We start from the raw sequence: 24,480 nt of genomic DNA, 5'->3' as shown, positions 1-24,480 counted from the left end.
TTTGAGGGAAAGGTCGCGTGGAACGTGCGGGTGGGGGTAACGCTCGGTATCCGCAGAAATCACCCCACCCCGGACCTTTGGTCCGACCCTCCCCATCAAGGGGAGGGTAGGTCAAGCCGAAAGCTTGGCCATGACCTCTTCGGAAACTTCGAAGTTCGAATAGACGTTCTGCACATCGTCATCGTCTTCCAGGCTGCCGATGAGCTTCATCAGCGACTGTGCCTTTTCTTCGTCGACCGGCACGTTGTTCTGCGCACGCCAGATCGCCTTCACGGTCTCGGCTTCGCCGAGCGTTGCTTCCAGCGCCTTGGCGACTTCGTTCATCGCCTCGAAGCCGCAGATGATGGTGTGGCCGTCTTCGTCGCTCTCGACATCATCAGCGCCGGCTTCGATTGCCGCTTCCATCACCTTATCGGCATCACCGACTGTCGGCTTGTAGGTGATCTCACCGACATGGTCGAAGGAGAAGGAGACGGAACCGGTTTCGCCGAGTGCGCCACCAGCCTTTGTAAAGATCGAGCGGACGTTCGAGGCGGTGCGGTTGCGGTTGTCGGTCAGCGCTTCGACGATGATCGCGGTGCCGCCGGGACCATAGCCCTCATAGCGGACTGCATCATAGTTTTCCCCGTCACTGCCGGCCGCCTTCTTGATGGCGCGGTCAATATTGTCCTTCGGCATCGACTGTGCCTTGGCGTTCTGGATCGCCAGGCGCAGGCTCGCGTTCATGGTCGGGTCGGGCAGGCCCGCCTTGGCGGCGACGGTGATTTCACGCGCCAGCTTGGAGAACATTTTCGAACGCACCGAGTCCTGACGACCCTTGCGGTGCATGATGTTTTTAAACTGTGAATGGCCAGCCATGGCACCCCTGTTCACGTCTTTTGTTGGGAATGGGCCGCCTTATAAGAGCGAAGCCGCTTTCATTCAAGCAAAAAGCCCGTAAAGACGGCTCGCCCGGCTGTGATCCTCCGCAAGCATGAGCCATGCCAATCGGCTCAAAGCCCCTTCAGCACATAGATCAGCGGCTTTCGCGGCAGCGTTTTCAACGACACCGTGGTCGTCGCGCCTGGCGCATAGCCGATGTCAAATTCTGGACCGAAAAGCGCCAGAAACTGATCGACCGGCGGTCCCCAGCGATGCATCGGCAAGATCAGCGAGGAACGCAGCCGCTTCACCACGCGGCTCATGCTGTCCGCGCCCATGGTCAGCCCGCCGTCGACCGGAACCATGACCACATCGAGCCGACCGATTTCGGCATATTGCTTGTCGTTGAGCTCGAAGTGCAGGTGCCCCAGATGACCGATGCAGAGACCGGCCACTTCGAAGATGAAGATGGAATTGCCGTTGGGCTCAATGCCACCGGACCACGAGCGGATGTCGGTCACCACGTTGCGGATCAGCGTATCGCCGACGGTCAGATGAACCTTCGCCGGCTCACCGGGCACCTCGCTCCAACCATGCAGCACGTATTTGATCGCCGGATCCGGCGTCAGCGTGTAGTGCGTCGGATGCGCCTTGTTCATGGTGACGGCGGTTGGCGTATAGGGCGGCGGATAAGTGCCGCTGAAATCCGTCGCGATCGAGACGCCGCCAGGTGTTTCGATGAAGAAGGTGGCGTGGCCGAGGAAGGTGATCTTCACATCACCGTTGACGGGATCCTTTGCAAGTGTCGGGCCGGGAGGCGAGAAGCTCGCAAAGGTCGCCTTTGGCAAAGACTGCGCAATCGCCTGGCATTGGCTGGGCTGCGGGCGAGAAGATTTCTCCTGCGCATCCGCGACACTCCAGCCCGCCAGAGCCAGCAGGAAGAACACGGCGAAGACCGGAAATCGCACCATCATGCCACCCCCTCAAGCCTTACGGAAGCGGGGAGGATGCGGCACGGTTGGAGGCAGGTCCAGCGGCAATCCGATGAGGATTGCTCACAATCGCGTCATTGCCACTGGGCGATGAATGATTGGGCAGCCGCTACCGCCAGAACTCCGGAATGGTCTCGGCCAGACGCGGCCCGAGTCGCAGCGGCGCGATCTTTTCCGCAAGCCCGGTCGCATCCGAAATCTCCACGCCGACACCGCAGATGGTGGCCGGGCCGGAGGCCGCCTCGAAACGGCCCTTCGGCATTTTCGAGATGAAGCGGTTAAGCGGCTCTTCCTTCTCCATGCCGAGCGAGGAATCGTAGTCGCCGCACATGCCGGCATCCGACATATAGGCGGTGCCGCCGTTCAGGATCTGCGCGTCGGCGGTCGGCACATGCGTATGCGTACCGACGACCAAGCTGGCGCGGCCATCGACGAAATGGCCGAAGCACTGCTTTTCGCTGGTCGCCTCCGCGTGGAAATCGAAGATGATGGCGTCCGCCTGTTCCTTCAGCGGGCAGGCATCGAGGATCGCTTCCGCCGCCTTGAAAGGATCGTCCAACTCCGGATGCATGAAGACGCGGCCCATGATGTTGGCGACGAGGACGCGGGCGCCGTTGCGGGCATAGTAGATGCTCGAACCACGGCCGGGCGTCCCGGCGGGATAATTGGCGGGGCGTAGGAACTGGTCGTGGCGCTCGCAGAACACCACCGCTTCCTTCTGGTCCCAGACGTGATTGCCCGTGGTCACCACATCGGCACCGGCATTGATGGTTTCGAGAAAGATATCCTCGGTGATGCCAAAGCCGCCGGCGGCGTTCTCGCCGTTGACGATGACGAAGTCGAGCTTCAGATCGGAAACCAAGCCCGGCAAGCGATCCCATACCGCAACCCGTCCGGTCTTTCCGACCATGTCACCCAGAAAAAGCAGCCGCATTCCCTATCCAATCTCCACGGAAACAAAATTGAGCCCGCTCTCGGTCAAAATAGCGTCCAGACGGACATCATGCGGCTCAGCCGGTACTGATGGCACTTCCTGGCAGTCGAATGCAATGCCGATCAGCCGCGGATTCAAGCCTTTTTGATGCAAACGATCGATGGCGCGGTCGTAATGGCCGGCGCCGTAGCCGATGCGATGGCCGGTGCTGTCGAAAGCCGAAAGCGGCACCAGCATGACCTCGGGGTCCAGAACGGCGGCATCAGGCCCGGGCCCCGCCGTGCCGAAACCGCTGGGGACCAACGGCGCACCGGGCACGAGTTCGCGAAAGACGATGGTGAGCTTGTCGAGAATGACCGGCACGCAGAGCCGCGCCCCTCGCTCCCGCAACCGCGCCATCAACGGCCGAATGTCCGCTTCCGACCGGATCGGCAGGAAGCCGGACACGATCGTCCCCGGCTCAACCTCGATCGCATCGCCAGCATGGGCAAGCATCGCCAGCCCCTTTTCGATGCGCTCATCGGGCGCAATCGCGTCGCGTGCCGCCAGACGCTCGTTGCGATATTGGGCTTTCAGCTCTTTGGGGGTCATCAGGCTTTCATACATTGGGACAATATCAGGAAAGCATAATGAGCCGGCGGCCTAATGCAATGCATGAAAGCGACATGATGGATCGCATGATGGTCGACGGGTGTCAGCCAGCCTTGCGGACCACCGAAAGGTGGCCGTCCCCATCGATATGCGCCCGAACATTCTCATAGTTGGGCAGCGTCGGATGACTGGTCTCGAGCAGATGGGAATGCGTCGCCGTGATCACCACGACGTCGGCACCGGCCGCCTCGCCCGCCTTGATCCCAGCCATCACATCCTCGAAAACCAGGCAATCGGAAGGCCGCAGTCCGAGGCGTTCGGCACCGAGAATATAGCATTGCGGATCGGGCTTGCCGACCTTGACGTCTTCGGCCGTGACGATAAAGCGCGGAACCGGAATGCCGGCTGCGGCAAGGCGCGCATGGGCAAGCCGGAGCGGCGAGGAGGTGACGATCGCCCAGCGCTCCGGCGGCAGCGAGGCCAGGAATTCGATGGCGCCCGGCAGCGGCACGACGCCTTCCAAATCGGTAATTTCCGCCTCCATGATCAGTGCCGATTCCGCGACCGGATCGACGCCGGGCAGGTTGAGCTTGCCGATCGTGTCGATGCCGCGCGCGCCATGCATGGTCGGCATGAACTTCTCGACATCAAGCCCTTTGCTTCGTGCCCAATCGCCCCAGACACGCTCGGCGGCGGCGATCGAGTTGATGATCGTGCCATCCATGTCGAACAGGAATCCGGAATAGCTTTTATCGAAGATGGAAGACGATATGGCGGACAAGGTTCAGTCCCCTCTCGGGTTGGCGGAATCGGGTGGGCGAGCCGGGATCGACTCGTGCCGTCTTTCTTCCGACTACCGGGAGCCACGCCAAGAAGCAAACGAATGCTGGGCGGCGGACATGGAAAACAGCGGAGCGTATGGCTGAATAGCTGTTGGAATGCGCGGCGGAACAAGCCGCCGCGCGATCAGTGCGTCACTCGCCGAGCCTGCTCTTCAGGCCGTTAATGATGTGATTGGCCAGAGCCTGGTAATCGTCGTCGAAATGATGGCCGCCATCCATGGCGATGACTTCGGCGCCCGTACCGGTCAAGACCGGGCAGGCGACATCCTCGTCATCATCCTTGCCGTAGATGCATTGCACCATCTTCGGATTGATCGACTTGAGGTCATTGGTGGGATCGCCACCCTTGCCTGCGCTTGTGGCGCCCAGCCAACCCATGACCGAGATCACATAGTCGACCTTGCGCGACAGCGACAGCAGAGAGATCTGCACGATCTTGTCCTTGTCGGCCTGTTTCAGACGATTATAGCTCGCCGGCAGCACGTCGGCGCCGAAGGAATAGCCGATCAGCACCACATGCTTCACCTTGAAGCGCTTGGTGTAGTATTGGATCATGCGACCGAGATCGTCGGCGGTCTGCTGTGGGTCGCGCTCCGTCCAGAAGTAATGCAGCGTATCGACGCCGACGACGGGGATGCCCTGGTCCTGCAGATAGCTGCCGACTTCCTTGTCGATATCGCGCCAGCCGCCGTCGCCGGAATAGACGATCGCCAGCGTGTCTTCCGTGGGCTTGGTGTCCATGACATCGACAGGCAGACCAAGCGGCGATTTTTCGCTGTCGATCGTCTTCATCAGGTCGGCTAGCCCGGTGCTGAGGGTGGTATAGGTGTCGTCATCATCGGAATCGGTAACCTGAACATCAGGGTGATCCTTCTGAATCTCCTCGACATGGTCGCGTCCGTCCTTGGGAGCGTTCGACGTGAATGTCGCGACGATCGGGTTCGGCAGAGCACCTTCCTGAAGACCGAAGGACACCATGTCGCCATCGCTCTTCTTCTCGGCGGGCGTGCAAAGCTCCTGCTTCAGCGCAATACCGGAGGTCGGATCGACGGCAAGCGTGCCGGCAACGGTGGCATCCGGGGTCTGCGCGGCAATCGTCAGCGCCATAGCGCCGCCCGCGCCGACACCGGCGATGATCGGCAGCTGATAGGTGCTGTCGGCAAAGGAGCGCTGCACCTGCTGGCTGAGCGATTCCAAGTCCGAGACCATGTAGATGCAGCCGTCATTCTGGCTGACGTCGTATTTGTTGAGCGACGCCAGGAAGGACGGATAATCGATGCCGATGACCAGCGTGCCGTTGGCGACGAGCTTGTCGGCGACGCCCTTCTCCTTGTCGCCCCAGCCGGCGACGTCGGAGATCAGGATGACCTCGCTGGTCACCTTGCCTTGCGGACGCAGGATATGCGGCGGCGAAATCATGCCAAGATCGTATTTGGTATCGTCCTCGTCCGCCCGCGCCGCGCCTGATACCAGCAGGCCCGCTGTCAGCAGCAATGCGGAAGCCAAGGATGTTGCGTATTTCAAGATCATTTCCTCACGACCCCCTTAAGTCCGCCCCCGATGAGGAATGTGGCATCCATCAACGCGATCATTGGACTGACACCTCCCGAAACGGCCAGATAGCGTGGCTGCCAATCGGGATGAAATTTGGATTTGAAGGCACGAAGCCCTTTGAAATTGTAATAGCGTTCGCCGTGTTCGAACACGGTTCCCCCGACCCTGTCCCAAACCGGCGCCGATTCCCGCCTCGACATGCCCGACAGCGGCGCCATGCCCAGATTGAAGCGCTGGAAACCCTGCTCCTTCAGATATTCGAGGATCTGCACGAACAGAAAATCCATCGATCCCTTCGGGGCATCCGGTGAAAAGCGCATCAGATCGACAGAGCCCTCCTCCTTGGTCTCCGTCATCAGGATATTAGCGAAAGCGACGATCTTACCATCCTTTTTCAGCACGCCAACCGATTGCGAGGCAACATAGTCGGGATCGAAGGCCCCCAGCGAGAAGCCTTTTTCCTTGGCGTTATGATCGGCAAGCCACGATTCCGAAACCTCGGCCAGCTGATCCATGATATCAGGCACATGCTGCGGCGCGATAACGGCAAATTCTAGTCCGTCGCGCACTGCGCGGCTCGCGGTCTGGCGAAGATTGGCCCATTTGCCGCCCTTCAGCTCGAAATTGGTGAGGTTGACCACCGCCAGCTCGCCGAGCTTGAAAGCGCGCAAACCGGCATCGGCGCAATAGGACAGAAGCGCCGGCGATATCTGATAGAAGACCGAGCGGCAGCCCGCCGCACGAGCGGTTTCGACAAAGCGCCAGACAAGCTCAGGCAGGGCGTGCTTGGGCCCGATCGGATCGAACAGCGCGATCCACGAGCGGCCCTGCTTGCCGTACATGATGAAGGCATCGCCCTTTTCCGAGAACATGATGCTCTTGTCGCCCATCCGCACCAGATTGGCGTCGGCGACGCCCTGGTTGCGGACGATCTCGACAGCCCGCTCCACGGCATCTTCGGAAACCGGGTCCAGTCGCGGCGTCGCCGGCCGCAACAGGCTGAAGATCGCGATCGCCGACGAGACGATGGAAATACCGAGCACGGCGCGCAGCCCACGCGGCGCCTCACCGGTAAATTCGAACTCCCACCAGAGCTGGTTGCTGTATTCGACGTCACGATAGACAAAGAACAGAATGACGATGGCGCCGATGCAGATCACCGCGATCGCCGTCAGCCAGCCGCCTGTCAGGGCCTGGTTCAGCAGCGATGCCGGCCGGGTGAAGAGCTGACGGCTGACGACGAGGCCGAAGATGAGGAAGCCGAGCAATCCGGCCTCGACAATGGCGATGGCCTTCAGCAGCGACAGCAGCAGCGCGAGGACCGCCGAGAAGATCGAGACCCACCAGGCGCCGTCGAGGCGCTGGCCAAGGCCGCGGGCGGCAACGATCATCGCAAGCCCAAGAAGGCTGGACAGGAAATGTGCTCCTTCGACGATCGGCAATGCCAGGTAGTCGCGGAGAAATTCGAGATTTTGGTCCGGTGTCGGCGTTACGCTCGAAAAGACCAGCATCATGCCGAGCAGCAGCGCGAAGGTCGACAGCAACTGCGGCATGAGGCGGCCGCCGATGCGGCGCATGCTGGAGGCGGCCGGATGATCGACGAAGCGACGCAGTTCGGCCACGGAGACGGCGAGGATCGCGATCGCCAGCGGAATGACGTTGTAGATGACGCGATAGAGAACCAGCGAGCCGAGGACCGCGTCGGCATTCACCGAGCTGCCGAGCCAGGCGATGATGATCGTCTCGAACACGCCGAAGCCGGCCGGAACGTGGCTCAGCACGCCGAGGCCGACGGCGATGGCATAGATGGCGAAGAAGCCCGGCCAGCCGATGGCCGTATCCGGCAGCAGCACATAGAGCACCGAGGCCGAGGCGGCGATATCGAAGGCCGTCACCAGGAATTGCCGCGACCAGGTGCGCGAATCCGGCAGGCGAACGGCGATCGGCCCGATCTGCACCTCGCGGCCGTTGCGGCCGATGACGATCACCACGGCGAGCGCGGCGAGAATGGCGCCGGCGATCAGGCGCAGCCACAGGCCATTAACATTGATCAGCGGGCCGATCTCGTCGGCGATGACCAGCAGCGCGATGGCACCGACGGCGGCAAGGCCAAGGCCGAAGGCCAGCGTGACGAAGGCAATGACGCGGGTGATGTCATCGGGCGACAGGCCCATCCTCGTATAGGCACGATAGCGGATGGCGCCGGCGCTGAGCGCACCGAAACCAGCCGTGTTGCCGACCGCATAGGCGCTGAAGGAGGTGAGTGCCACATGCGGAAACGGCAGGCGCTTGCCGATATAGTCCAGCGCGTTCTGGTCGTAGAAGATCAGCGAGGCGAAGCTGAGGCCGGTAAAGAACAGGGCCAGCAGGATGGACGAGAGCTTGGTCGTCTCGAGCGCGTGCACGACATCGTCATAGCGGACTTCGTTCGTCAGATCGAAGATCGCATAGGCGGCGATACCGAAGACGGCGACGGTAAGGACGGCAACGATCAGCGTGCGGTTGCTGTTCAGGAACCCGCTTATCCCACCGCGTTCCTTCAGTTCCTCATCGGCTTTTTCCAGATCGATTGGGGTCGACATGCTCTACCTGTTTGAATTGGCTTTCGCCGGTCCCGTTTGCTAGGATGTGCAGTAACGCTAATATTGCATCTTTATGGTGTCGCCTGCACTTCTGTCCACGGGCTCTTTTTCCCGAGCGCTCCCATGTTTCTGAATTTGGGCAATTTTGGCGCAGGCCGCGTTCCTCTAACAAGGAATCCGTTATTATTAAAAGGAATTTGTCATTCACCAGGAATTTGAGCTTATCCACACAGAAAAGTGAACCGCGTCGCCCGCAAGCCACACAGTTCACTATCAGGACATTCCGACGGGATCATATTCTCTCGGCAAGTGCCTGCGGACGTATATCCTCGCCCGACCTTCTCAGCGATCCGGCGCCTCGGCGGGCACGCCGCGCATTTCGCTCAGAAAGAACCCTTCCCGCAGATTGATGCCATATTCGACGAAGGCCTTCATGCAGCAGAGCATCTGAGTCCAGCCTTCGCAATTGAGATAGGTGCTGCGACGGCCGGCCGTATCCTCACGCCAACCGGATTCCGCGATCGTCACCAGGGTACCACCGTCGTCGAGCGCTTCGAACGTCATCTCGACCTTGGTCCTGTAGCGCGCGCCCTCCTCATCGGCGCCGCCATCCCAATGAAAGACGATGCGGCGACCGGGCTCGATCTCACTGACCTCGACCGGCGCCTTCTCCCACCAGATGACCGTTGTCCCGGCCACCAGCGGCGCGCTGGCGCCGCCGACGGTGGTGAAATAGCTCGAAAGCTTCTGCGGATTGACGACAGCATCGAAGACCTCTTCCACCTTGCGGCCGATGCGGCCCGAAACACGGATATCCAGCGTCATGGCTTCTCCTCCTCTTTCCGATTGCAGCATTCTCTCCATTGCGATCGGTAGCATTATGTTATAAAAATATAACATGTCAAGCGAATCGGATAGCGACCTGATTTTCAAGGCCCTGGCGCATCGCCGCCGGCGCGAAATCCTCGACCTCCTGAAGGAGGCGCCGAGAACCACCGGCATGCTCTGTGAGACCTTCCCGGATATGGACCGGTGCACGGTGATGCAGCATCTGAAAGTGCTGGAGGAAGCCAGACTGGTGATTGCCAAAAAGGAGGGGCGCGAGCGCTGGAACCACCTGAACAGCCTGCCGATCAAACAGATTCACGATCGCTGGATCAGCGCCTATGCCGGCCACGCCCTATCCATTCTCGATAGGCTCAGGAGCGATCTCGAAGGCTGAGATGACGAGAATTCTCGACACCGCTGAACCGGACGCTATGCTGCGCGGCTCCGCCCCAGTAACACCCTGAGCTTCTCGCTAGTCCCATCCTCGTCGAGCGGCGTGTAAACCACCAGCTTCATGTCGGGCCGGTCGATGACGGCGAGCGCGGTATATTCGAAATTCATCAGCCCGCCCAAGGGATGGCGCAATCGCTTGTGGCCCGCCAGCGGCCGCAGCACGTCCTGTCTCGGCCACCAGGCGCGAAATTCCGGGCTTACCTGCGTCAATGTCGCGATCAGCCGCTCGAAGTCGGGATCGCCGGCATAGCGCGCGCTATCGGCGCGGAACATAGCGAGCGAGTTCGCCGCCACGATCTCCCAATCGACCAGGAGCTGCCGGTGCGCGGGATCGGTGAACACCCGATGGACAGTGTTGCGCGCATCGCCCTCAAGCAGGCCGTAATCGCCGAAAAGCGCGACGGACGCCGCATTCCAGGCGAGCACATCCCAGCGGCGGCCAAGGACATAGGCCGGTTGGCCGGTGAGGCTCGCCAGCATGCGCCGCAGCGCGTCCGGCACGTCCTCTGGCCCATGTATCGGAAGTTCCGTCGACGGCCGATCGCTCAAAGTGAAGAGATGCCGTCGTTCGGCCGGATCGAGCAGCAGGGCATCGGCCAGGGCCGACAGCACCTCCACCGAGGCGCGCACGTCCCGCCCCTGCTCCAGCCATGTGTACCATGTGGTTCCGACACCAGCGAGAAGCGCCACCTCCTCACGCCTGAGCCCCGGCGTCCGCCGGCGAAATCCGTCCGGAAGCCCGACGCTTGCCGGCGTCAGCTTCTCTCGCCGGGAACGCAGAAAAGCCCCGAATTCACGGCGCCGGGCGTCTAGAATGGTTTGGTTCTGGCTGATGGTCATAGCTTATCATAGCAGGATGAATACTAGGATAAAGTCAGAACTGTTTGCCGCTTTCGCAAACTGCCAAATATCACTCCAGAGACAAGATTGAGGCAATTGCGATGGATATGAGCAACAAGACGATACTGGTTACCGGCTCGACCGACGGCGTCGGCCGCCGGGTTGCCGAGAGGCTCGCGGCCGCGGGCGGAAAGGTGCTGGTGCATGGCCGCGACCAGGCGCGGGCTGAAAGCCTGCTTGCCGGCATTCACGACGCGGGTGGGAAAGCAGTCTTTTACCCAGCCGATCTTTCATCGCTGGACGAGGTTCGCGCACTCGCCGATGCGATCGAACGCGATCACGACCGCCTCGACATTCTGGTCAACAATGCCGGCATCGGCACCGGCGGTGGCAACGCAGGGCGTCAGGTGAGCCGCGACGGACACGAACTGCGCTTTGCGGTGAATTACCTTGCCGGCTTCCTGCTGACGCGCCGCCTGCTGCCGCTGTTAAAGGCGAGCGGCCCCGCCCGCATCGTCAATGTTTCCTCGGCCGGCCAGCAACCCATCGATTTCTCAGATGTTATGCTGACGCGTGGCTATAGCGGCGTACGCGCCTATTGCCAGAGCAAGCTAGCGCAGATCATGTTCACCTTCGATCTCGCTGAGGAACTGGCTGGCTCCAACATGATCGCCAACTGCCTGCATCCCGCGACCTACATGAACACCACCATGGTCCGCCAGGCCGGTGTCGCCCCGATGAGCACGGTCGATCAAGGTGCCGATGCCATCCTCAATCTGGCCGTGAGTGCCGATCTCGAGGGGCACTCCGGCCTTTACTACAACGGGCAGCACCCTTCCCGCGCCAATGCGCAGGCCTATGACACGACTGCGCGTCAACGCCTTCGCCTCCTCAGCCAGAACCTTGCCGGCCTGAGCTGAACACCTTCCACGACCCCATCATTATCCACCCAACAAGGAGACAGATCATGTCATCCCAACACGCCACCATTGTCGGTGGCTCCTCAGGCATCGGCCTTGCGACCGCCGCCCATCTTCTCGATAAAGGCTATCGGGTCACCATCACCGGCCGCGATGAGGCAAAGCTGAACGCGGCCGCGAAGAGCCTCGACGGTGATGTCACCACGATCGCCATCGATGCGGCCGATCTCAACAGCCTAGCTAAGGCCTTCGAAACGATCGGACCCCTCGATCATCTGGTTCTGGCTCTCGGCGGCGGCAATGGCGGCGGTCCCTTCGCCACCGTCGATCTGGCCGATCTCAGGAAGGGCTTCGAGCAAAAGACGATGGCGCATTTCGCCTGTGCCCAGGCCAGCCTCCCCTATCTCTCGAAAGACGGCAGCATTACCTTCGTCTCCGCCGTCTCGGCGCAGGCAGCCATGCCGGGAACGGCAGGCCTCGGCGCCATCAACGCGGCAATAGCCGCCCTCGCCCCAATCCTTGCGGTGGAACTGAAGCCGATAAGGGTGAACTGCGTTTCGCCCGGCGTCGTCGACACGCCCTGGTGGGATTTCCTCGGCGAGGATCAGAAAGCATCCGCCTTTGCAGGCTTTGCCGCACGCACTCCGGTCGGGCGCATCGGCCGACCGGAAGACATTGCGGATGCCATCGGCTTCCTGATCGGCAACGGCTTTATGAGTGGCCACACGCTGATCTGCGACGGCGGCATCCGGCTCGGCCAATAATCCGCAATACGCCATTGCCGGTCATCGCCGGCAGTGGCCTCTTCATTTGCCGCCAACGCCTGCCTGCAAATGCGTCAGGATATCGATCAACTCCGGCGCCATGTCCCGGATTTCCTGAAGGTGAATGGCGCTAAGTCTGCGAAGGACATCCTCGGATTTTTCCGCCAACTGCAGCGTCTGGCGGCGTTTGTCGACCGGATCGGGATGGCGGGTGACATAGCCGGCGTCGATCAGCCGGCCGACCAGCTCGGTCGCCGTGTGCGGCGCGATCAGCAGGCGTTCGGCCAGCATGCCGATGGTCATTGCCTCGCCGAGCGGATTGCCCTTGATCGCCAGCAGCGCCTGATGCTGCTGCGGCGGCAATCCCTCCTGATGGGCGGCAGAGGTGCTGAAATCCATGAACTTTCGGAGCGTATAGCGCAGCGTCGCCAGTGCTTCATAGTCCGCCTGCGACAGCGTCTCCCCCAAATTCTGCGTCACGCTCATCGTCCTCATAAACACAGTTTGTTTTCTGTCGTTGATTTATATCGCATTACGATATAATTGCCATGGCAACGCAATTCCAGCCACTTTGCCGCCGCGCTTTAGCACAGAAAGCATCCCATGCAGGATATCAACGCACATCATCGGCCCGCCCATGATTTTTCGGGCGGGGCCTCTCGCAAAGACAATGGCGACTTCACAACGGACAGGCGCGTTCTGGTTCTGGCAGTCATGGCGCTGGTCGTCGGCACCGGCGGCGCCTTGTCCGCCTGGGTGCTGATCAACCTCATCGCGCTCGTCACCAACGCCGTCTGGCTGTTCAAGATCAGTGTCGAACCGCTGTCATTAGGCACTATCGCACGCTCGCCGTGGATGGTGGCCGCGCCCATTATCGGCGGCATCGTCATTGGCCTGATGGCCCGCTTTGGCTCGGAAAAAATCCGCGGCCATGGCATTCCCGAAGCAATTGAGGCGATCCTGATCGGCGGCAGCCGCATGTCGCCGAAGGTGGCGATCCTGAAACCGCTCTCCTCCGCCATCTCGATCGGCACCGGCGGCCCCTTCGGCGCCGAAGGGCCGATCATCATGACCGGTGGCGCCATCGGTTCCCTCTTCGCACAATTCTTCCACATGAGCGCCGCCGAACGCAAAACCCTGCTGGTCGCGGGCGCCGCCGCCGGCATGACCGCGATCTTCGGTTCGCCCATCGCCGCCGTCATGCTTGCGGTCGAACTGCTGCTGTTCGAATGGAAGCCGCGTAGCTTTATTCCGGTGGTAATCGCATCCTGCATCTCCATCGCCTGGCGACCCCTGCTGATCGGCAGTGGCCCTCTCTTTCCGGCCCATTTCGATATGCAGATGGGCTGGTGGGGCATCCCGCTCGCCGCCTGTCTTGGCATCCTATCCGGCCTGCAATCCGGCCTGCTGACGACGCTGCTCTACCGCATCGAAGACGCCTTCGAGAAGCTGCCTATTCACTGGATGTGGTGGCCAGCACTTGGTGGCCTCGTCGTCGGTCTCGGCGGGCTGATCGAGCCACGCGCGCTTGGCGTCGGCTACGACATCATCTCCGATCTGCTGAACGACCATATCGTCGCGAGCGCCGTGCTCGCCATCCTCCTGGTCAAGGCTGGCATATGGCTGGTGGCCCTGTCGTCGGGAACCTCGGGCGGCGTGCTTGCGCCGCTACTCATCCTCGGCGGCGCACTCGGCTGGCTGGTCGGCTTCGTCCTGCCCGGCGATCCCGGATTCTGGGCGCTGCTCGGCATGGCCGCGATGATGGGCGGCACGATGCGCGCGCCGCTGACCGGCACCTTCTTTGCCATCGAGCTCACCGGCGACATGCAGGCGCTGGTGCCGCTGCTTGCCGCTACCGTTGCGGCCTATGCCGTCACCGTGTTGCTGTTGAAGCGATCGATCCTGACCGAAAAGATCGCCCGCCGCGGCCAGCACATCACCCGCGAATACGGCATCGACCCGTTCGAACTGACCCGCGTGGCCGACATCATGATCGCCAAGGTGGACACGCTGCCCGCCACTATGCCAGCCGGCGAGGCATTGGCGCAATTGACCGAGAAGATGGATGCCCATCGCTTCTATCCGATTGTCGAAGCTGACGGCCGTCTGGTCGGCATGATCTCGCGGGCCGATGCGCTGCGCTGGCAACATGGGACCGACCTCGCCGGCCAGACGCTCTACGACCTGATCTCGGATACGTCCATTCCGGTTGCCCATCCGCAAGACACGGTCGGCCGCGTCGCCGACATCATGATCCAGGCCGATACCGGCCGCGTTCCCGTCGTCGACGAGCGGACCGGCGTTCTCATTGGGCTCATTGCCCGCAAGGACCTGCTGCGCCTGCGCAGCGCCGCCAACCGCTCGGAATTCGAGCGCGGCGCCTATCTCGGAGCAAAACGTTAAGGGGAGGAGGAGCGGCGTCAGCGGGGCAACAATAATCCCGCGACGCTGTCTTTCTTTACTCAGCCGGAAAAGAAAGAGCGATCCACGACGACCGATGGATGTTTACGATCCTGGGTGCCTACAAACGTAGGTGGGCGCCATATGTCCAAGCCCACGGGCCTGGCCAGGGACAGCTCCCTTTGGATCGAGTATGGCCCCAGGGATTGTGGTTCCTGTCGGGAAGCGCAGACCGCACCTCTATATAAAGAGAATTTTCGCCTTGTACCAGTGGCTGCGGTGCCCAGTCCGAGAAATAAACGAAAGTCTCAGGTCGGCTCAGTGCCCGGACGAGCCGTTAGCTTTTCGGTGATGCCGCGAATGCGGGTCGCCACCTCGTCGATCACGGTCGCTAGCGTCTCCTCATTGCGGGTATTGGCCGCAAGCACGGTGTCACGATTGCTGCGCAGGGTTTCGAGTTCTGCCTCCAGCGCCGAGACACGCCGCGTCAATTCCGACACTTCGTCCATGATCATGATGCCCGCCATCACGGTGACGCGCAGATCGCCGATCTCGCCGAACTGGCTCTTCAGATGCATGACATAGCGGTCGAAGCGGGTGGCGAGATCCGTCAGATGCGCTTCCTGGCCCTCTTCGCAGGCCATCCGGTAGGCTTTGCCGTCGATCGTTACCGTTACCTGCGCCATTCGACTTTCCGATCATTGCCGCTGAACGCGACGGCTGGATCCCCAAGGGATCAGCGGTCGAGCACGGCTCTTATGGTTTCCATCGCCGTCACAAGCCGGCGCGACACTTCGCGATTGACTTCTTCGAGCCGGTTCGCTCGAAACTCCGCCTGGTCGAGTTCCTGGGCCAGCCGCGAGCGATCAGCATGCACCCGGCGAACTTCGCCTTCGACATCGCTTTGCGCGCGCTCGCGTTCAAACCGTCCATCGACGGCACTCTCCAAAGTCGAAAGCGCCTGGCGCAAATGAGTGAGCGCCGCATCCACCGTTTTGCCTGAGGGCTCCATGCCTTTCGAGTCTCCGCGCAAGGACCGAATCAGAATATCCGGCCACTTGTCTGATTTCCCAACAATATTCAACTCAGCAACTGAACGTCAATAAAGGCGGCCATGCGGCAGGTGGCCTAATCTGTGGATGACGGTCACCTTTGCGGCTTACACAGGCTTTGTCTTACCATTGTCGTCTTTTGTCAAAGTCGACAGGCAAATGTCAAAAAAATGCCAAACCACCCCCGGATCGGCCTGTGGATTTATTGACTTGCGCGCCCTAACTGCTATGTCTCAGCCGCCTGAGGCAGCGCTGAAAGTGGAGTTGGCAGAAGCTTCTCCGCTGCAGCCGCCTTTCAACCGGTGACCCTGCTTTTCAAGCGTGTGGCCATCCCCCGAACCCGGAACACTGCGGAAAAACCATGATCTCTCGCGAACAACACGACCGGATGGCGAATGCGATCCGTTTCCTTGCCATGGATGCTGTCGAGAAGGCCAACTCCGGTCATCCCGGTCTGCCGATGGGGATGGCTGATGTCGCCACGGTTCTCTTTAGCAAATATCTGCGTTTCGATCCGAAGAACCCGCGCTGGCCGGACCGCGACCGCTTCGTGCTGTCGGCTGGCCATGGCTCCATGCTGCTCTATTCGGTTCTGTATCTGACCGGCTATCCGGATATGACGGTCGAGGAACTCTCGCGCTTCCGACAGCTCGGCTCCAAGACCGCCGGCCATCCGGAATATGGTCACGCCACCGGCATCGAAACCACCACCGGCCCGCTCGGCCAGGGCATTGCCAATGCCGTCGGCATGGCGATCGCCGAGCGCAAGCTGCGCGAGGAGTTCGGCTCCGAACTGCAGGATCACTACACCTATGCCATGTGCGGTGACGGCTGCCTGATGGAAGGCATCAGCCACGAAGCCATCGCGCTCGCCGGCCACCTGAAGCTCAACAAGCTCATCCTCTTCTGGGACAACAACTCGATCACCATCGACGGCGCTGTTTCGCTCTCGGATTCGACCGACCAGGTCGCCCGCTTCAAGGCCGTTCACTGGAACACGATCGAAGTCGACGGCCACGACCAGGCTGCGATCGCCGCCGCCATCGAAGCTGCCCACAAATCCGACCGCCCGACGATGATCGCCTGCAAGACGATCATCGGCTTCGGCGCTCCGAACAAGCAGGGCACCCACAAGGTCCACGGCTCGCCGCTCGGCGCCGAGGAAATCGCCGCGACCCGCGTCGCACTGAACTGGCCCTACGAGCCCTTCGTCATTCCGAACGACGTTCTTGCCGATTGGCGCGCCGCCGGCGAACGCTCGGTCGGCACGCGCGAAGCATGGGAAGGACGCCTTGCCGCAGCGGAAGCCGGTAAGAAGGGTGAATTCACCCGCCGCTTCGCCGGCGAATTGCCTGCCGGCTTCGACGCCGCCATCAGCGACTACAAGAAGAAGCTCGCCGAAACCAAGCCGACGCTTGCAACCCGCAAGGCATCGGAAGACGCGCTTGAAATCATCAACGGCTTTATTCCGGAAACCATTGGCGGCTCGGCCGACCTGACGCCTTCGAACAACACCAAGACAAGCCAGATGAAGTCGATCACCCCGACCGACTTCTCCGGACGCTACATGCACTGGGGCATTCGCGAGCACGGCATGGCAGCAGCCATGAACGGTATCACGCTGCATGGCGGCCTGATCCCCTATTCCGGCGGCTTCATGATCTTCTCGGATTATTGCCGTCCGCCGCTGCGTCTGGCTGCCCTGATGGGCATCCGTGCCATCCACGTTCTGACGCACGACTCGATCGGCGTCGGCGAAGACGGCCCGACGCATCAGCCCGTCGAGCAGGTCGCCAGCCTGCGCGCCATCCCGAACTTCATGCTGTTCCGTCCGGCTGACGCTACTGAGACGGCGGAATGCTGGCAGATCGCAGTCAAGACGGCCAATCGTCCGTCAGGTCTCGCGCTTACCCGCCAGAACTTGCTCGCAGCGCGTACCGAATACAGCGAGAAGAACCTCTGCGAACTAGGCGCCTACACGCTGGCCGGCAATGCCGACGCCAAGGTGACGATCTTCGCTTCGGGCTCGGAAGTCGAACTCGCCGTTGCCGCCCGCACGGACCTCGAAGCCAAGGGCGTTTCCACCCGCGTGGTTTCCGTTCCCTGCACTGAGCTGTTCTTCGAGCAGCCGGACGCCTACCGCAAGGAAGTGCTCGGCAACTCGCCGGTCAAGATTGCCGTCGAAGCCGGCGTTCGCGAAGGCTGGGATGCCTTCATCGGTCCGGAAGGCGCCTTCATCGGCATGAAGAGCTTCGGCGCTTCTGCACCGTACAAGGATGTCTACAATCATTTCGGCATCACCAAGGAAGCGGTTGTCGCCGCCGCCGAGGCAAAGCTTTCCTGAGGGCGCTGACAAGCGCTCTCATTTCCGCTAGATAACCGCCCTGAGTGAACGGGAGTGAATTTCAATGACTGTAAAAGTAGCAATCAACGGCTTCGGCCGTATTGGCCGTAACGTTCTGCGCGCCATCGTCGAATCCGGCCGCACCGACATCGAAATCGTTGCCATCAACGACCTCGGCCCGGTCGAGACCAATGCCCATCTTCTGCGTTACGACTCGATCCACGGCAAGTTTCCGGCCGAAGTGAAGGTCGAAGGCGACACGATCATCGTTGGCGGTGGCAAGCCGATCAAGGTCACGGCGATCAAGGATCCGGCAACGCTGCCGCATCGCGATCTCGGCGTTGACATCGCGATGGAATGCACCGGCATCTTCACGTCTCGCGACAAGGCTGCCGCACACCTGACGGCCGGCGCCAAGCGCGTCATCATTTCGGCTCCTGCTGACGGCGCCGACCTGACCGTCGTTTTCGGCGTCAACCACGACCAGCTCACCAAGGAGCACCTGGTCATCTCCAACGCGTCCTGCACCACGAACTGCCTGGTGCCGGTCGTTAAGGTTCTCGACGACGCCGTCGGTATCGACCATGGCTTCATGACGACCATCCACTCCTACACCGGCGACCAGCCGACGCTCGACACCATGCACAAGGATCTGTACCGCGCCCGCGCCGCAGCCCTGTCCATGATCCCGACTTCGACGGGCGCTGCAAAGGCCGTTGGTCTCGTTCTGCCGCACCTGAAGGGCAAGCTCGACGGCACGTCGATCCGCGTTCCGACCCCGAACGTCTCGGTTGTCGACTTCAAGTTCGTGGCCAAGAAGGCAACGACGGTCGGAGAAATCAACGAAGCCATCAAGGCTGCATCGAACGGCAAGCTGAAGGGCATCCTCGGCTACACCGACGAGCCGCTGGTTTCTCGCGACTTCAACCATGACAGCCACTCGTCGATCTTCGCGACCGACCAGACCAAGGTCATGGAAGGCAACTTCGTGCGTATCCTCACTTGGTACGACAACGAATGGGGCTTCTCCAGCCGCATGTCCGACACGGCCGTCGCGTTTGCCAAGCTGATCTGATCATGGCCTTCCGCCCTCTCCTTCCGACGACAGTCCGCTGGCGTCCGCTGGAAGGAGACGGGCTGGAGCATCTGACGATCGCTCCTATCAATACTGCCGCCGGCGCAGCCATTCGCGCCTGTGGCACCATTATCGGCGGCCGTGGCGGCTCGCCCTACGGCGTCTTCTACCGCATCGACTGCACGGCCGACTGGACCGTCCTCTCCTTCGCGGTCGAAACCACCGACGGCCGGCGTCTTGCCCTCTTCTCGGACGGCAAGGGCCATTGGCAAACCGAAGACGGTCTTGCCCTGCCGCAATTCGACGGCTGCATCGACATCGATCTCTATGGTTCGCCCTTCACCAACAGCCTGCCGATCCGCCGGCTCGAGATGACGCCGGAAGACGGGACCGTGAAGCTCTCGATGCTCTACATCCCCTTCGACAGCTTCGAGCCCGTGCGCGACGGCCAGCGCTACACTTGCATCACCCCGGAAAAGCTCTATCGCTACGCCGCCGAAGACAGGGTTTTCACCGTCGATCTGCCGGTCGATGCGGACGGCCTGGTGATCGACTATCCGATCTATTTCAGACGCGTGGATCTTTGAGCCTCTGCGGATATCGCAGGTAGCGGCGCATGGCCCGCATTATTCCTCCGATCCGCCCAAATCTTTCCTTCTCCTGCCCTGCTATGGTCCAGATTTACCTATAAATTTTTGATAGGAATTCTCCCTAGGCATTCCGGAATCGATTCGTCGTTCTGGCGAAGCGCATCACACCATGAAGTCGCAGTCATCGGAGCGGGTTTCGATCCTAGCGCCCTCCCCGACAATATTTGTTTTACTAATTTCAAACTGCGCGACAGCATACTGGATGGTGGGGGGAGAATTGCGATCGATCCGGGCTTTCAGCCCGAGCAGGGGTGTACGGGAAAGGGGAAGACCGAGTGGAGGCATTTTACGTCATCGTGCTGGTGTGCACGGTTCTGATCCTGATCGCGGCCTTCTCGAGCCTGCTTGCCTTCCGTTTCGGCGCGCCGTTGCTGCTGCTCTTCCTGGTGATTGGCCTCCTGGCCGGCACGGACGGGCTCGGCATCGAATTCTCCAACAACTATCTCGCCTATATTCTCGGCTCCCTCGCCCTTGCCGTCATCCTCTTCGATTCCGGTTATGGCACACCGATCCAGGCCTTCAAACTCGCGGCTGCCCCGGCATTGACCATAGCCTCCCTCGGCGTTCTCGTGACGGCGGCGCTGTTCGGCCTCGCGGCCACCTGGCTTCTCGGCTTCACCTGGCTACAGGGTCTGCTGCTGGGCTCGATCGTCGCCTCGACGGATGCCGCCGCCGTCTTCTTCCTGCTGCGCATCGGCGGCATCAACATCCGCGACAAGGTGCGCTCCACGCTGGAGGTCGAATCCGGCACCAACGATCCGATGGCGATCTTCCTGACGCTGGCGCTCGTCGAAGTGCTCGCAAACGGCGAAGGCTATGGCGGCATCAACCTCACCATGCTTGCCACCTTCATCCAGCAGATGGGCCTGGGCGTCATCCTCGGCCTGCTCGGCGGCATGATGATCGTGCTGATCGTCGGTAATCTGGAGACCGATCGCGGCCTGACGCCGATCTTCGTGCTGGCGCTCGCCCTCCTCGTCTTCTCCTTCACGGGTGCTGTCGGCGGCAGCGGCTTTCTCGCGGTCTATGTCGCCGGCATCTATGCCGGCAATCGCAAGATGCCGGCCTCGGCCTCGATCAAGCGCTTCCAGGACGGCATGACCTGGCTGGCGCAGATCATCATGTTCCTCGTTCTCGGCCTGCTCGCCACGCCGTCGCAGTTTCCGGCGATCGCCATTCCTGCCGTTGCGCTGGCCCTGTTCCTGATCTTCGTCGCCCGCCCGATCGCCGTCTGGCTCTGCCTGCTGCCCTTCGACTACACACAGCGCGAGACCGGCTTCGTCGCCTGGGTCGGCTTGCGCGGCGCCGTTTCCATCCTCCTTGCCATCATGCCGATCCTCGGCAATCTCGACGCCGGCCAGACCTATTTCAACGTCGCCTTCATCGTCGTTCTAGTGTCGCTGCTCCTCCAGGGCTGGACGATCAAACCGATGGCGCGCCGGCTCGGCCTCATCGTGCCGCCGCGCATGGGCGCGGTCGACAAGGTTGAGGTCGACCTGCCAGGTGCGGCCAATCATGAGCTGCTCTCCTACCGCGTCGTCAAGGATAGCCCGGTCCTGCGTGGCGAGCGCATTCCGCGCTGGGCCATGCCGTCGCTCGTCGTGCGCGACGGCAAGTCGATGCGCTATCAATATGCCGGCCGCCTGCGCGAAAACGATCTCGTCTATCTCTTCGTTACCCCCAGCTATTCCCGCCTTCTCGACCGTCTCTTTGCCAGCCGCGCGCCGGTCGATCCGGAAGACACCGATTTCTTCGGCGCCTTCTCAATCTCGCCGCTGCGCCCCGCCGCCGACCTCGACGCCGCCTACGGGCCGGGGCTTCTGAGCGAGCAGGAAAAGGGTCTGACGATCGCGGAACTGATGCGCCAGCGCCTCGGCGGCAAGGCCGACTATGCCGACCGCGTCCGCCTCGGCCAGATCATCCTGATCGTCCGCGATCTCGACGAAAACGACCATATCCAGTCCGTCGGCATGTCGCTGGAGGCGCTGGAACCGGCGACGGCACTGCCGATTTTCGTCAACCTGCACGACATCCTGGACGGTATTCGCGGCTTCCTGCGCAAGCGCCGGGAGCGCACCGAAGGGGCCGGCAAAAACGACGCCTGACCGCCTTGCGTCTCCGATCATCCGTAGTATGGTCGGCGCACTTTACGCCACCAACAACATTGGATTCCTACCCATGGCAGCCTTCAAAACCCTCGACGATCTCACCGACATCACCGGCAAGCGCGTGCTCGTGCGCGTCGACCTCAATGTGCCGGTCAAGGACGGCAAGGTCACCGACGTAACCCGTATCGAACGCGTGGCTCCGACGATCCTCGAATTGTCCGGCAAGGGCGCCAAGGTCATCCTGCTCGCCCATTTCGGACGCCCGAAGGATGGCCCCTCGCCGGATCTGTCGCTGTCCCTGATCATCCCGGCGGTCGAGGAAGTGCTCGATCACGCCGTTCTCTTCGCCTCCGATTGCGTCGGCGCGCCGGCAGCCGAAGCCGTCGCCAAGATGGGCAACGGCGATATTTTGCTGCTCGAAAACACCCGCTTCCACAAGGAAGAAGAAAAGAACGACGCGGCCTTCACCAAGGCGCTGGCCGCCAATGGCGATATCTACGTCAACGACGCCTTCTCGGCTGCCCACCGCGCACACGCCTCGACCGAGGGTCTCGCTCACCTCCTGCCCGCCTATGCCGGCCGCACCATGCAGGGTGAACTCACGGCGCTGGAAAAAGGCCTCGGCAATCCGGTCCGCCCGGTCGTCGCCATCGTCGGCGGCGCCAAGGTCTCCTCCAAGATCGACCTCCTGAAGAACCTTGTGCATAAGGTCGATGCGCTGGTGATCGGCGGCGGCATGGCCAACACCTTCCTCGCCGCCAACGGCATTGATGTCGGCAAGTCGCTCTGCGAGCATGATCTCGCCGAAACCGCCAAGCAGATCATCGCTGAAGCCAAGGCCTCGAATTGCCAGATCGTCTTGCCGACGGACGGCGTTGTCGCCCGCGAGTTCAAGGCAGGTGCCGCCAACGAGGTGGTCGCGATCGACGCCATTCCGGCCGACGCCATGGTGCTCGATGTCGGCCCGAAGTCGGTTGAAGCCGTGAAGAAAATCATCGAAGGGTCCACGACGCTGGTCTGGAACGGCCCGCTTGGCGCCTTCGAAATCACCCCCTTCGACACCGCCACTGTTGCAGCTGCCCAATATGCGGCCGAACGCACCAAGGCCGGCAAACTGACATCCGTCGCCGGCGGCGGCGATACCGTCTCCGCGCTGAACCATGCCGGCGTTGCCGACGATTTTACCTATGTTTCGACGGCGGGCGGCGCCTTCCTCGAATGGATGGAAGGCAAGGTTCTGCCCGGCGTGGCCGTTCTTCAAGCCTCTAAGTAAGCGACAGCATTTGACGACGGGAGGAGCCGCGAAAGCCAAAACTTTCGCGGCTTTCCACAAGATGGTAGGATCAACATACAAACTTTCAAACGTTTGAAATCAATTCAATCGTTTCAATAGCTTAGCTGAGCATTTCCCTCCTTATATACTTCTGTTATCGCCGACCTATATTGATCTCGTCGCCGACAGAAAACGCCTTGGAGAACGAAAAATGAGCGAAAGACTTGAAGACATTGCCGTAAAGATGGTTGCCGATGGCAAGGGCCTGTTGGCGGCTGACGAATCCACCGCCACGAACAAGAAGCGCTTCGACACGATCGGTCTCGTTTCCACCGAGGAGAGCCGCCGCGACTACCGCGAAATGCTGTTCCGCTCCGACGACGCGATGAAGAAATACATCTCCGGCGTCATCCTCTATGAGGAAACCCTCTTCCAGAAGGCTGCGAACGGCACGCCCTTCGTCGACATCATCAAGGCCGCCGGCGGCATTCCCGGCATCAAGGTCGATACCGGCGCCAAGCCGCTGGCCGCCTTCCCGGGTGAAACAGTCACCGAGGGCCTCGATGGCCTAGCCGACCGCCTGGCGAAATATTATGACGCCGGCGCCCGCTTCGCCAAATGGCGCGGCGTGATCTCCATTTCCGACACGCTGCCGACCTACGGCGCGATCAAGGCCAACGCCCATGCGCTCGCCCGCTACGCCGCTCTTTGCCAGCAGGCGAAGATCGTGCCGATCGTCGAGCCGGAAGTCCTGATGGACGGCGTTCCCGGCACCCACGATCTCGACCGCAGCGAGGAAGTCACCCGCTGGACACTGCAGATCGTCTTCCAGGAACTCGCCGAAGCCCGCATCAGCCTCGAGGGTATGATCCTGAAGCCGAGCATGGTCATCGACGGCAAGAAGCTGCGCAAGGCATCGGTCGAGCAGGTTGCCGAGCGCACCGTCAAGGTGCTGAAGGAAACCGTTCCTTCCGCCGTTCCGGGCATCGCCTTCCTCTCCGGCGGTCAGACGTCGGAAGAAGCCACCGCGCATCTCTCCGCCATCAACGGCTACGACCTGCCTTGGGACGTCACCTTCTCCTACGGCCGCGCCCTGCAGGACGCAGCACTGAAGGCCTGGGACGGCAAGCCGGAAAACGTCGCTGCCGGCCAACGCGCCTTCACCCACCGCGCCGAGATGAACTACCTCGCCGCCAAGGGCAGCTGGACCAAGAACAGCGAAAAGGCTGCTTGATTTCAGCAAATAGCCTGAATTGATTGAGAGCCCCGATCGCGATGCGGTTGGGGCTTTTTTTGTTTATGGAATAATCCCAAGAGGGCGACAATGAAGATTGTCACCCGCACAAGTTCCAGCTTCCAGCCGCAAACATCCTGCGGCTAAATCCTGCAAACCTATCCAAACTCGCAGGAGCCACCC

22 protein-coding genes and 1 other RNA gene are annotated in these 24,480 nt (G+C 61.4%); 10 read left to right on the top strand and 13 right to left on the bottom strand.

Features of this window, described 5'->3' with window-relative positions; genetic code table 11:
* Window positions 1-111: 111 nt before the first annotated feature.
* From PMI03_RS26900 to PMI03_RS26865, 8 genes are all read right to left on the bottom strand, one after another.
* Window positions 112-858, bottom strand: coding sequence for a YebC/PmpR family DNA-binding transcriptional regulator (locus tag PMI03_RS26900; RefSeq protein ID WP_007701343.1), 747 nt, complete (start codon window positions 856-858; stop codon window positions 112-114).
* Between the two features lie 134 nt (window positions 859-992).
* The gene (locus PMI03_RS26895) at window positions 993-1,835 is read right to left on the bottom strand and encodes an MBL fold metallo-hydrolase (RefSeq protein WP_007701340.1); all 843 of its coding nucleotides are present in this window, start codon (window positions 1,833-1,835) and stop codon (window positions 993-995) included.
* A 127-nt stretch (window positions 1,836-1,962) separates the two neighbouring features.
* On the bottom strand, window positions 1,963-2,787 hold the full coding sequence (locus tag PMI03_RS26890) for a TIGR00282 family metallophosphoesterase (RefSeq protein ID WP_007701336.1): 825 nt from the start codon (window positions 2,785-2,787) through the stop codon (window positions 1,963-1,965).
* A 3-nt stretch (window positions 2,788-2,790) separates the two neighbouring features.
* Entirely contained in the window at window positions 2,791-3,378 is a 588-nt protein-coding gene (locus tag PMI03_RS26885; protein ID WP_039974761.1) for a 5-formyltetrahydrofolate cyclo-ligase, read from the bottom strand.
* 103 nt (window positions 3,379-3,481) lie between these two features.
* Window positions 3,482-4,159 (bottom strand): HAD-IA family hydrolase, encoded by a 678-nt coding sequence (locus PMI03_RS26880; protein ID WP_007701330.1) that lies wholly within the window; start codon window positions 4,157-4,159, stop codon window positions 3,482-3,484.
* A 193-nt stretch (window positions 4,160-4,352) separates the two neighbouring features.
* The gene (locus tag PMI03_RS26875) at window positions 4,353-5,750 is read right to left on the bottom strand and encodes a virulence factor (RefSeq protein WP_007701327.1); all 1,398 of its coding nucleotides are present in this window, start codon (window positions 5,748-5,750) and stop codon (window positions 4,353-4,355) included.
* A complete protein-coding gene (mprF, locus tag PMI03_RS26870) occupies window positions 5,747-8,356 on the bottom strand; it encodes a bifunctional lysylphosphatidylglycerol flippase/synthetase MprF (protein WP_007701323.1) in 2,610 nt (869 codons plus the stop codon). Before mprF ends, PMI03_RS26875 begins: the two co-directional genes overlap by 4 nt.
* Window positions 8,357-8,698: 342 nt before the next feature.
* Window positions 8,699-9,181: an SRPBCC domain-containing protein gene (locus PMI03_RS26865; RefSeq protein ID WP_007701319.1), complete on the bottom strand. Its 483-nt coding sequence runs from the start codon at window positions 9,179-9,181 to the stop codon at window positions 8,699-8,701.
* Window positions 9,182-9,254: 73 nt separating this feature from the next.
* Between PMI03_RS26865 and PMI03_RS26860 the strand changes: the two genes are divergently transcribed.
* On the top strand, window positions 9,255-9,578 hold the full coding sequence (locus tag PMI03_RS26860) for a helix-turn-helix transcriptional regulator (protein WP_007701316.1): 324 nt from the start codon (window positions 9,255-9,257) through the stop codon (window positions 9,576-9,578).
* A 35-nt stretch (window positions 9,579-9,613) separates the two neighbouring features.
* On the opposite strand, the gene PMI03_RS26855 is transcribed toward PMI03_RS26860, so the two are convergent.
* On the bottom strand, window positions 9,614-10,477 hold the full coding sequence (locus tag PMI03_RS26855) for a helix-turn-helix transcriptional regulator (RefSeq protein ID WP_007701311.1): 864 nt from the start codon (window positions 10,475-10,477) through the stop codon (window positions 9,614-9,616).
* A gap of 101 nt (window positions 10,478-10,578) precedes the next feature.
* Here PMI03_RS26855 and PMI03_RS26850 point away from each other — a divergent pair, with 101 nt between their 5' ends.
* Together PMI03_RS26850 and PMI03_RS26845 are read left to right on the top strand one after the other, a co-directional pair.
* Window positions 10,579-11,397, top strand: coding sequence for an SDR family NAD(P)-dependent oxidoreductase (locus PMI03_RS26850; RefSeq protein ID WP_007701308.1), 819 nt, complete (start codon window positions 10,579-10,581; stop codon window positions 11,395-11,397).
* A 47-nt stretch (window positions 11,398-11,444) separates the two neighbouring features.
* The gene (locus PMI03_RS26845) at window positions 11,445-12,161 is read left to right on the top strand and encodes an SDR family oxidoreductase (protein ID WP_007701304.1); all 717 of its coding nucleotides are present in this window, start codon (window positions 11,445-11,447) and stop codon (window positions 12,159-12,161) included.
* 42 nt (window positions 12,162-12,203) lie between these two features.
* Here the strand turns inward: PMI03_RS26845 and PMI03_RS26840 are convergent, their stop codons facing one another.
* Complete coding sequence (locus tag PMI03_RS26840) at window positions 12,204-12,647, bottom strand: MarR family winged helix-turn-helix transcriptional regulator (RefSeq protein WP_039974735.1); 444 nt, start codon at window positions 12,645-12,647, stop codon at window positions 12,204-12,206.
* Window positions 12,648-12,764: 117 nt separating this feature from the next.
* Between PMI03_RS26840 and PMI03_RS26835 the strand changes: the two genes are divergently transcribed.
* Complete coding sequence (locus PMI03_RS26835) at window positions 12,765-14,564, top strand: chloride channel protein (RefSeq protein ID WP_007701298.1); 1,800 nt, start codon at window positions 12,765-12,767, stop codon at window positions 14,562-14,564.
* A 75-nt stretch (window positions 14,565-14,639) separates the two neighbouring features.
* Here the strand turns inward: PMI03_RS26835 and ssrS are convergent.
* The 3 genes from ssrS to PMI03_RS26825 all read right to left on the bottom strand — a co-directional run bounded on the left by ssrS (window position 14,640) and on the right by PMI03_RS26825 (window position 15,573).
* Window positions 14,640-14,798: non-coding RNA, 6S RNA (gene ssrS, locus PMI03_RS31235), on the bottom strand.
* 71 nt (window positions 14,799-14,869) lie between these two features.
* Window positions 14,870-15,247, bottom strand: a complete 378-nt coding sequence (locus PMI03_RS26830; RefSeq protein ID WP_007701295.1) for a cell division protein ZapA — start codon at window positions 15,245-15,247, stop codon at window positions 14,870-14,872.
* A 50-nt stretch (window positions 15,248-15,297) separates the two neighbouring features.
* On the bottom strand, window positions 15,298-15,573 hold the full coding sequence (locus PMI03_RS26825; protein WP_007701292.1) for a DUF4164 domain-containing protein: 276 nt from the start codon (window positions 15,571-15,573) through the stop codon (window positions 15,298-15,300).
* 401 nt (window positions 15,574-15,974) lie between these two features.
* Between PMI03_RS26825 and tkt the strand changes: the two genes are divergently transcribed.
* From tkt to PMI03_RS26790, 6 genes are all read left to right on the top strand, one after another.
* Complete coding sequence (gene tkt, locus PMI03_RS26820; protein WP_007701289.1) at window positions 15,975-17,957, top strand: transketolase; 1,983 nt, start codon at window positions 15,975-15,977, stop codon at window positions 17,955-17,957.
* A 64-nt stretch (window positions 17,958-18,021) separates the two neighbouring features.
* Complete coding sequence (gap, locus tag PMI03_RS26815; protein ID WP_007701286.1) at window positions 18,022-19,032, top strand: type I glyceraldehyde-3-phosphate dehydrogenase; 1,011 nt, start codon at window positions 18,022-18,024, stop codon at window positions 19,030-19,032.
* Window positions 19,033-19,034: 2 nt separating this feature from the next.
* On the top strand, window positions 19,035-19,619 hold the full coding sequence (locus PMI03_RS26810; protein ID WP_007701285.1) for a putative glycolipid-binding domain-containing protein: 585 nt from the start codon (window positions 19,035-19,037) through the stop codon (window positions 19,617-19,619).
* Window positions 19,620-19,957: 338 nt separating this feature from the next.
* On the top strand, window positions 19,958-21,787 hold the full coding sequence (locus tag PMI03_RS26800) for a potassium/proton antiporter (RefSeq protein ID WP_007701284.1): 1,830 nt from the start codon (window positions 19,958-19,960) through the stop codon (window positions 21,785-21,787).
* 16 nt (window positions 21,788-21,803) lie between these two features.
* Window positions 21,804-23,063: a phosphoglycerate kinase gene (locus PMI03_RS26795; RefSeq protein ID WP_039974731.1), complete on the top strand. Its 1,260-nt coding sequence runs from the start codon at window positions 21,804-21,806 to the stop codon at window positions 23,061-23,063.
* A 211-nt stretch (window positions 23,064-23,274) separates the two neighbouring features.
* Window positions 23,275-24,297: a class I fructose-bisphosphate aldolase gene (locus tag PMI03_RS26790; RefSeq protein ID WP_007701282.1), complete on the top strand. Its 1,023-nt coding sequence runs from the start codon at window positions 23,275-23,277 to the stop codon at window positions 24,295-24,297.
* Window positions 24,298-24,480 lie beyond the last annotated feature (183 nt).

Origin of the sequence: Rhizobium sp. AP16 (assembly GCF_000281735.1) — a bacterium.
Taxonomy (GTDB): domain Bacteria; phylum Pseudomonadota; class Alphaproteobacteria; order Rhizobiales; family Rhizobiaceae; genus Rhizobium; species Rhizobium rhizogenes.
The sequence above is the reverse complement of the archived record's forward strand: the minus strand, read 5'-3'. Positions and strand labels throughout refer to the sequence as shown.

Coding starts and splice junctions, on each gene's coding strand:
- PMI03_RS26900 (WP_007701343.1), bottom strand. CDS start 858: ATGGCTGGCCATTCACAGTTTAAAAACATCATGCACCGCAAGGGTCGT.
- PMI03_RS26895 (WP_007701340.1), bottom strand. CDS start 1,835: ATGATGGTGCGATTTCCGGTCTTCGCCGTGTTCTTCCTGCTGGCTCTG.
- PMI03_RS26890 (WP_007701336.1), bottom strand. CDS start 2,787: ATGCGGCTGCTTTTTCTGGGTGACATGGTCGGAAAGACCGGACGGGTT.
- PMI03_RS26885 (WP_039974761.1), bottom strand. CDS start 3,378: ATGACCCCCAAAGAGCTGAAAGCCCAATATCGCAACGAGCGTCTGGCG.
- PMI03_RS26875 (WP_007701327.1), bottom strand. CDS start 5,750: ATGATCTTGAAATACGCAACATCCTTGGCTTCCGCATTGCTGCTGACA.
- mprF (WP_007701323.1), bottom strand. CDS start 8,356: ATGTCGACCCCAATCGATCTGGAAAAAGCCGATGAGGAACTGAAGGAA.
- PMI03_RS26865 (WP_007701319.1), bottom strand. CDS start 9,181: ATGACGCTGGATATCCGTGTTTCGGGCCGCATCGGCCGCAAGGTGGAA.
- PMI03_RS26860 (WP_007701316.1), top strand. CDS start 9,255: ATGTCAAGCGAATCGGATAGCGACCTGATTTTCAAGGCCCTGGCGCAT.
- PMI03_RS26855 (WP_007701311.1), bottom strand. CDS start 10,477: ATGACCATCAGCCAGAACCAAACCATTCTAGACGCCCGGCGCCGTGAA.
- PMI03_RS26850 (WP_007701308.1), top strand. CDS start 10,579: ATGGATATGAGCAACAAGACGATACTGGTTACCGGCTCGACCGACGGC.
- PMI03_RS26845 (WP_007701304.1), top strand. CDS start 11,445: ATGTCATCCCAACACGCCACCATTGTCGGTGGCTCCTCAGGCATCGGC.
- PMI03_RS26840 (WP_039974735.1), bottom strand. CDS start 12,647: ATGAGCGTGACGCAGAATTTGGGGGAGACGCTGTCGCAGGCGGACTAT.
- PMI03_RS26835 (WP_007701298.1), top strand. CDS start 12,765: ATGCAGGATATCAACGCACATCATCGGCCCGCCCATGATTTTTCGGGC.
- PMI03_RS26830 (WP_007701295.1), bottom strand. CDS start 15,247: ATGGCGCAGGTAACGGTAACGATCGACGGCAAAGCCTACCGGATGGCC.
- PMI03_RS26825 (WP_007701292.1), bottom strand. CDS start 15,573: ATGGAGCCCTCAGGCAAAACGGTGGATGCGGCGCTCACTCATTTGCGC.
- tkt (WP_007701289.1), top strand. CDS start 15,975: ATGATCTCTCGCGAACAACACGACCGGATGGCGAATGCGATCCGTTTC.
- gap (WP_007701286.1), top strand. CDS start 18,022: ATGACTGTAAAAGTAGCAATCAACGGCTTCGGCCGTATTGGCCGTAAC.
- PMI03_RS26810 (WP_007701285.1), top strand. CDS start 19,035: ATGGCCTTCCGCCCTCTCCTTCCGACGACAGTCCGCTGGCGTCCGCTG.
- PMI03_RS26790 (WP_007701282.1), top strand. CDS start 23,275: ATGAGCGAAAGACTTGAAGACATTGCCGTAAAGATGGTTGCCGATGGC.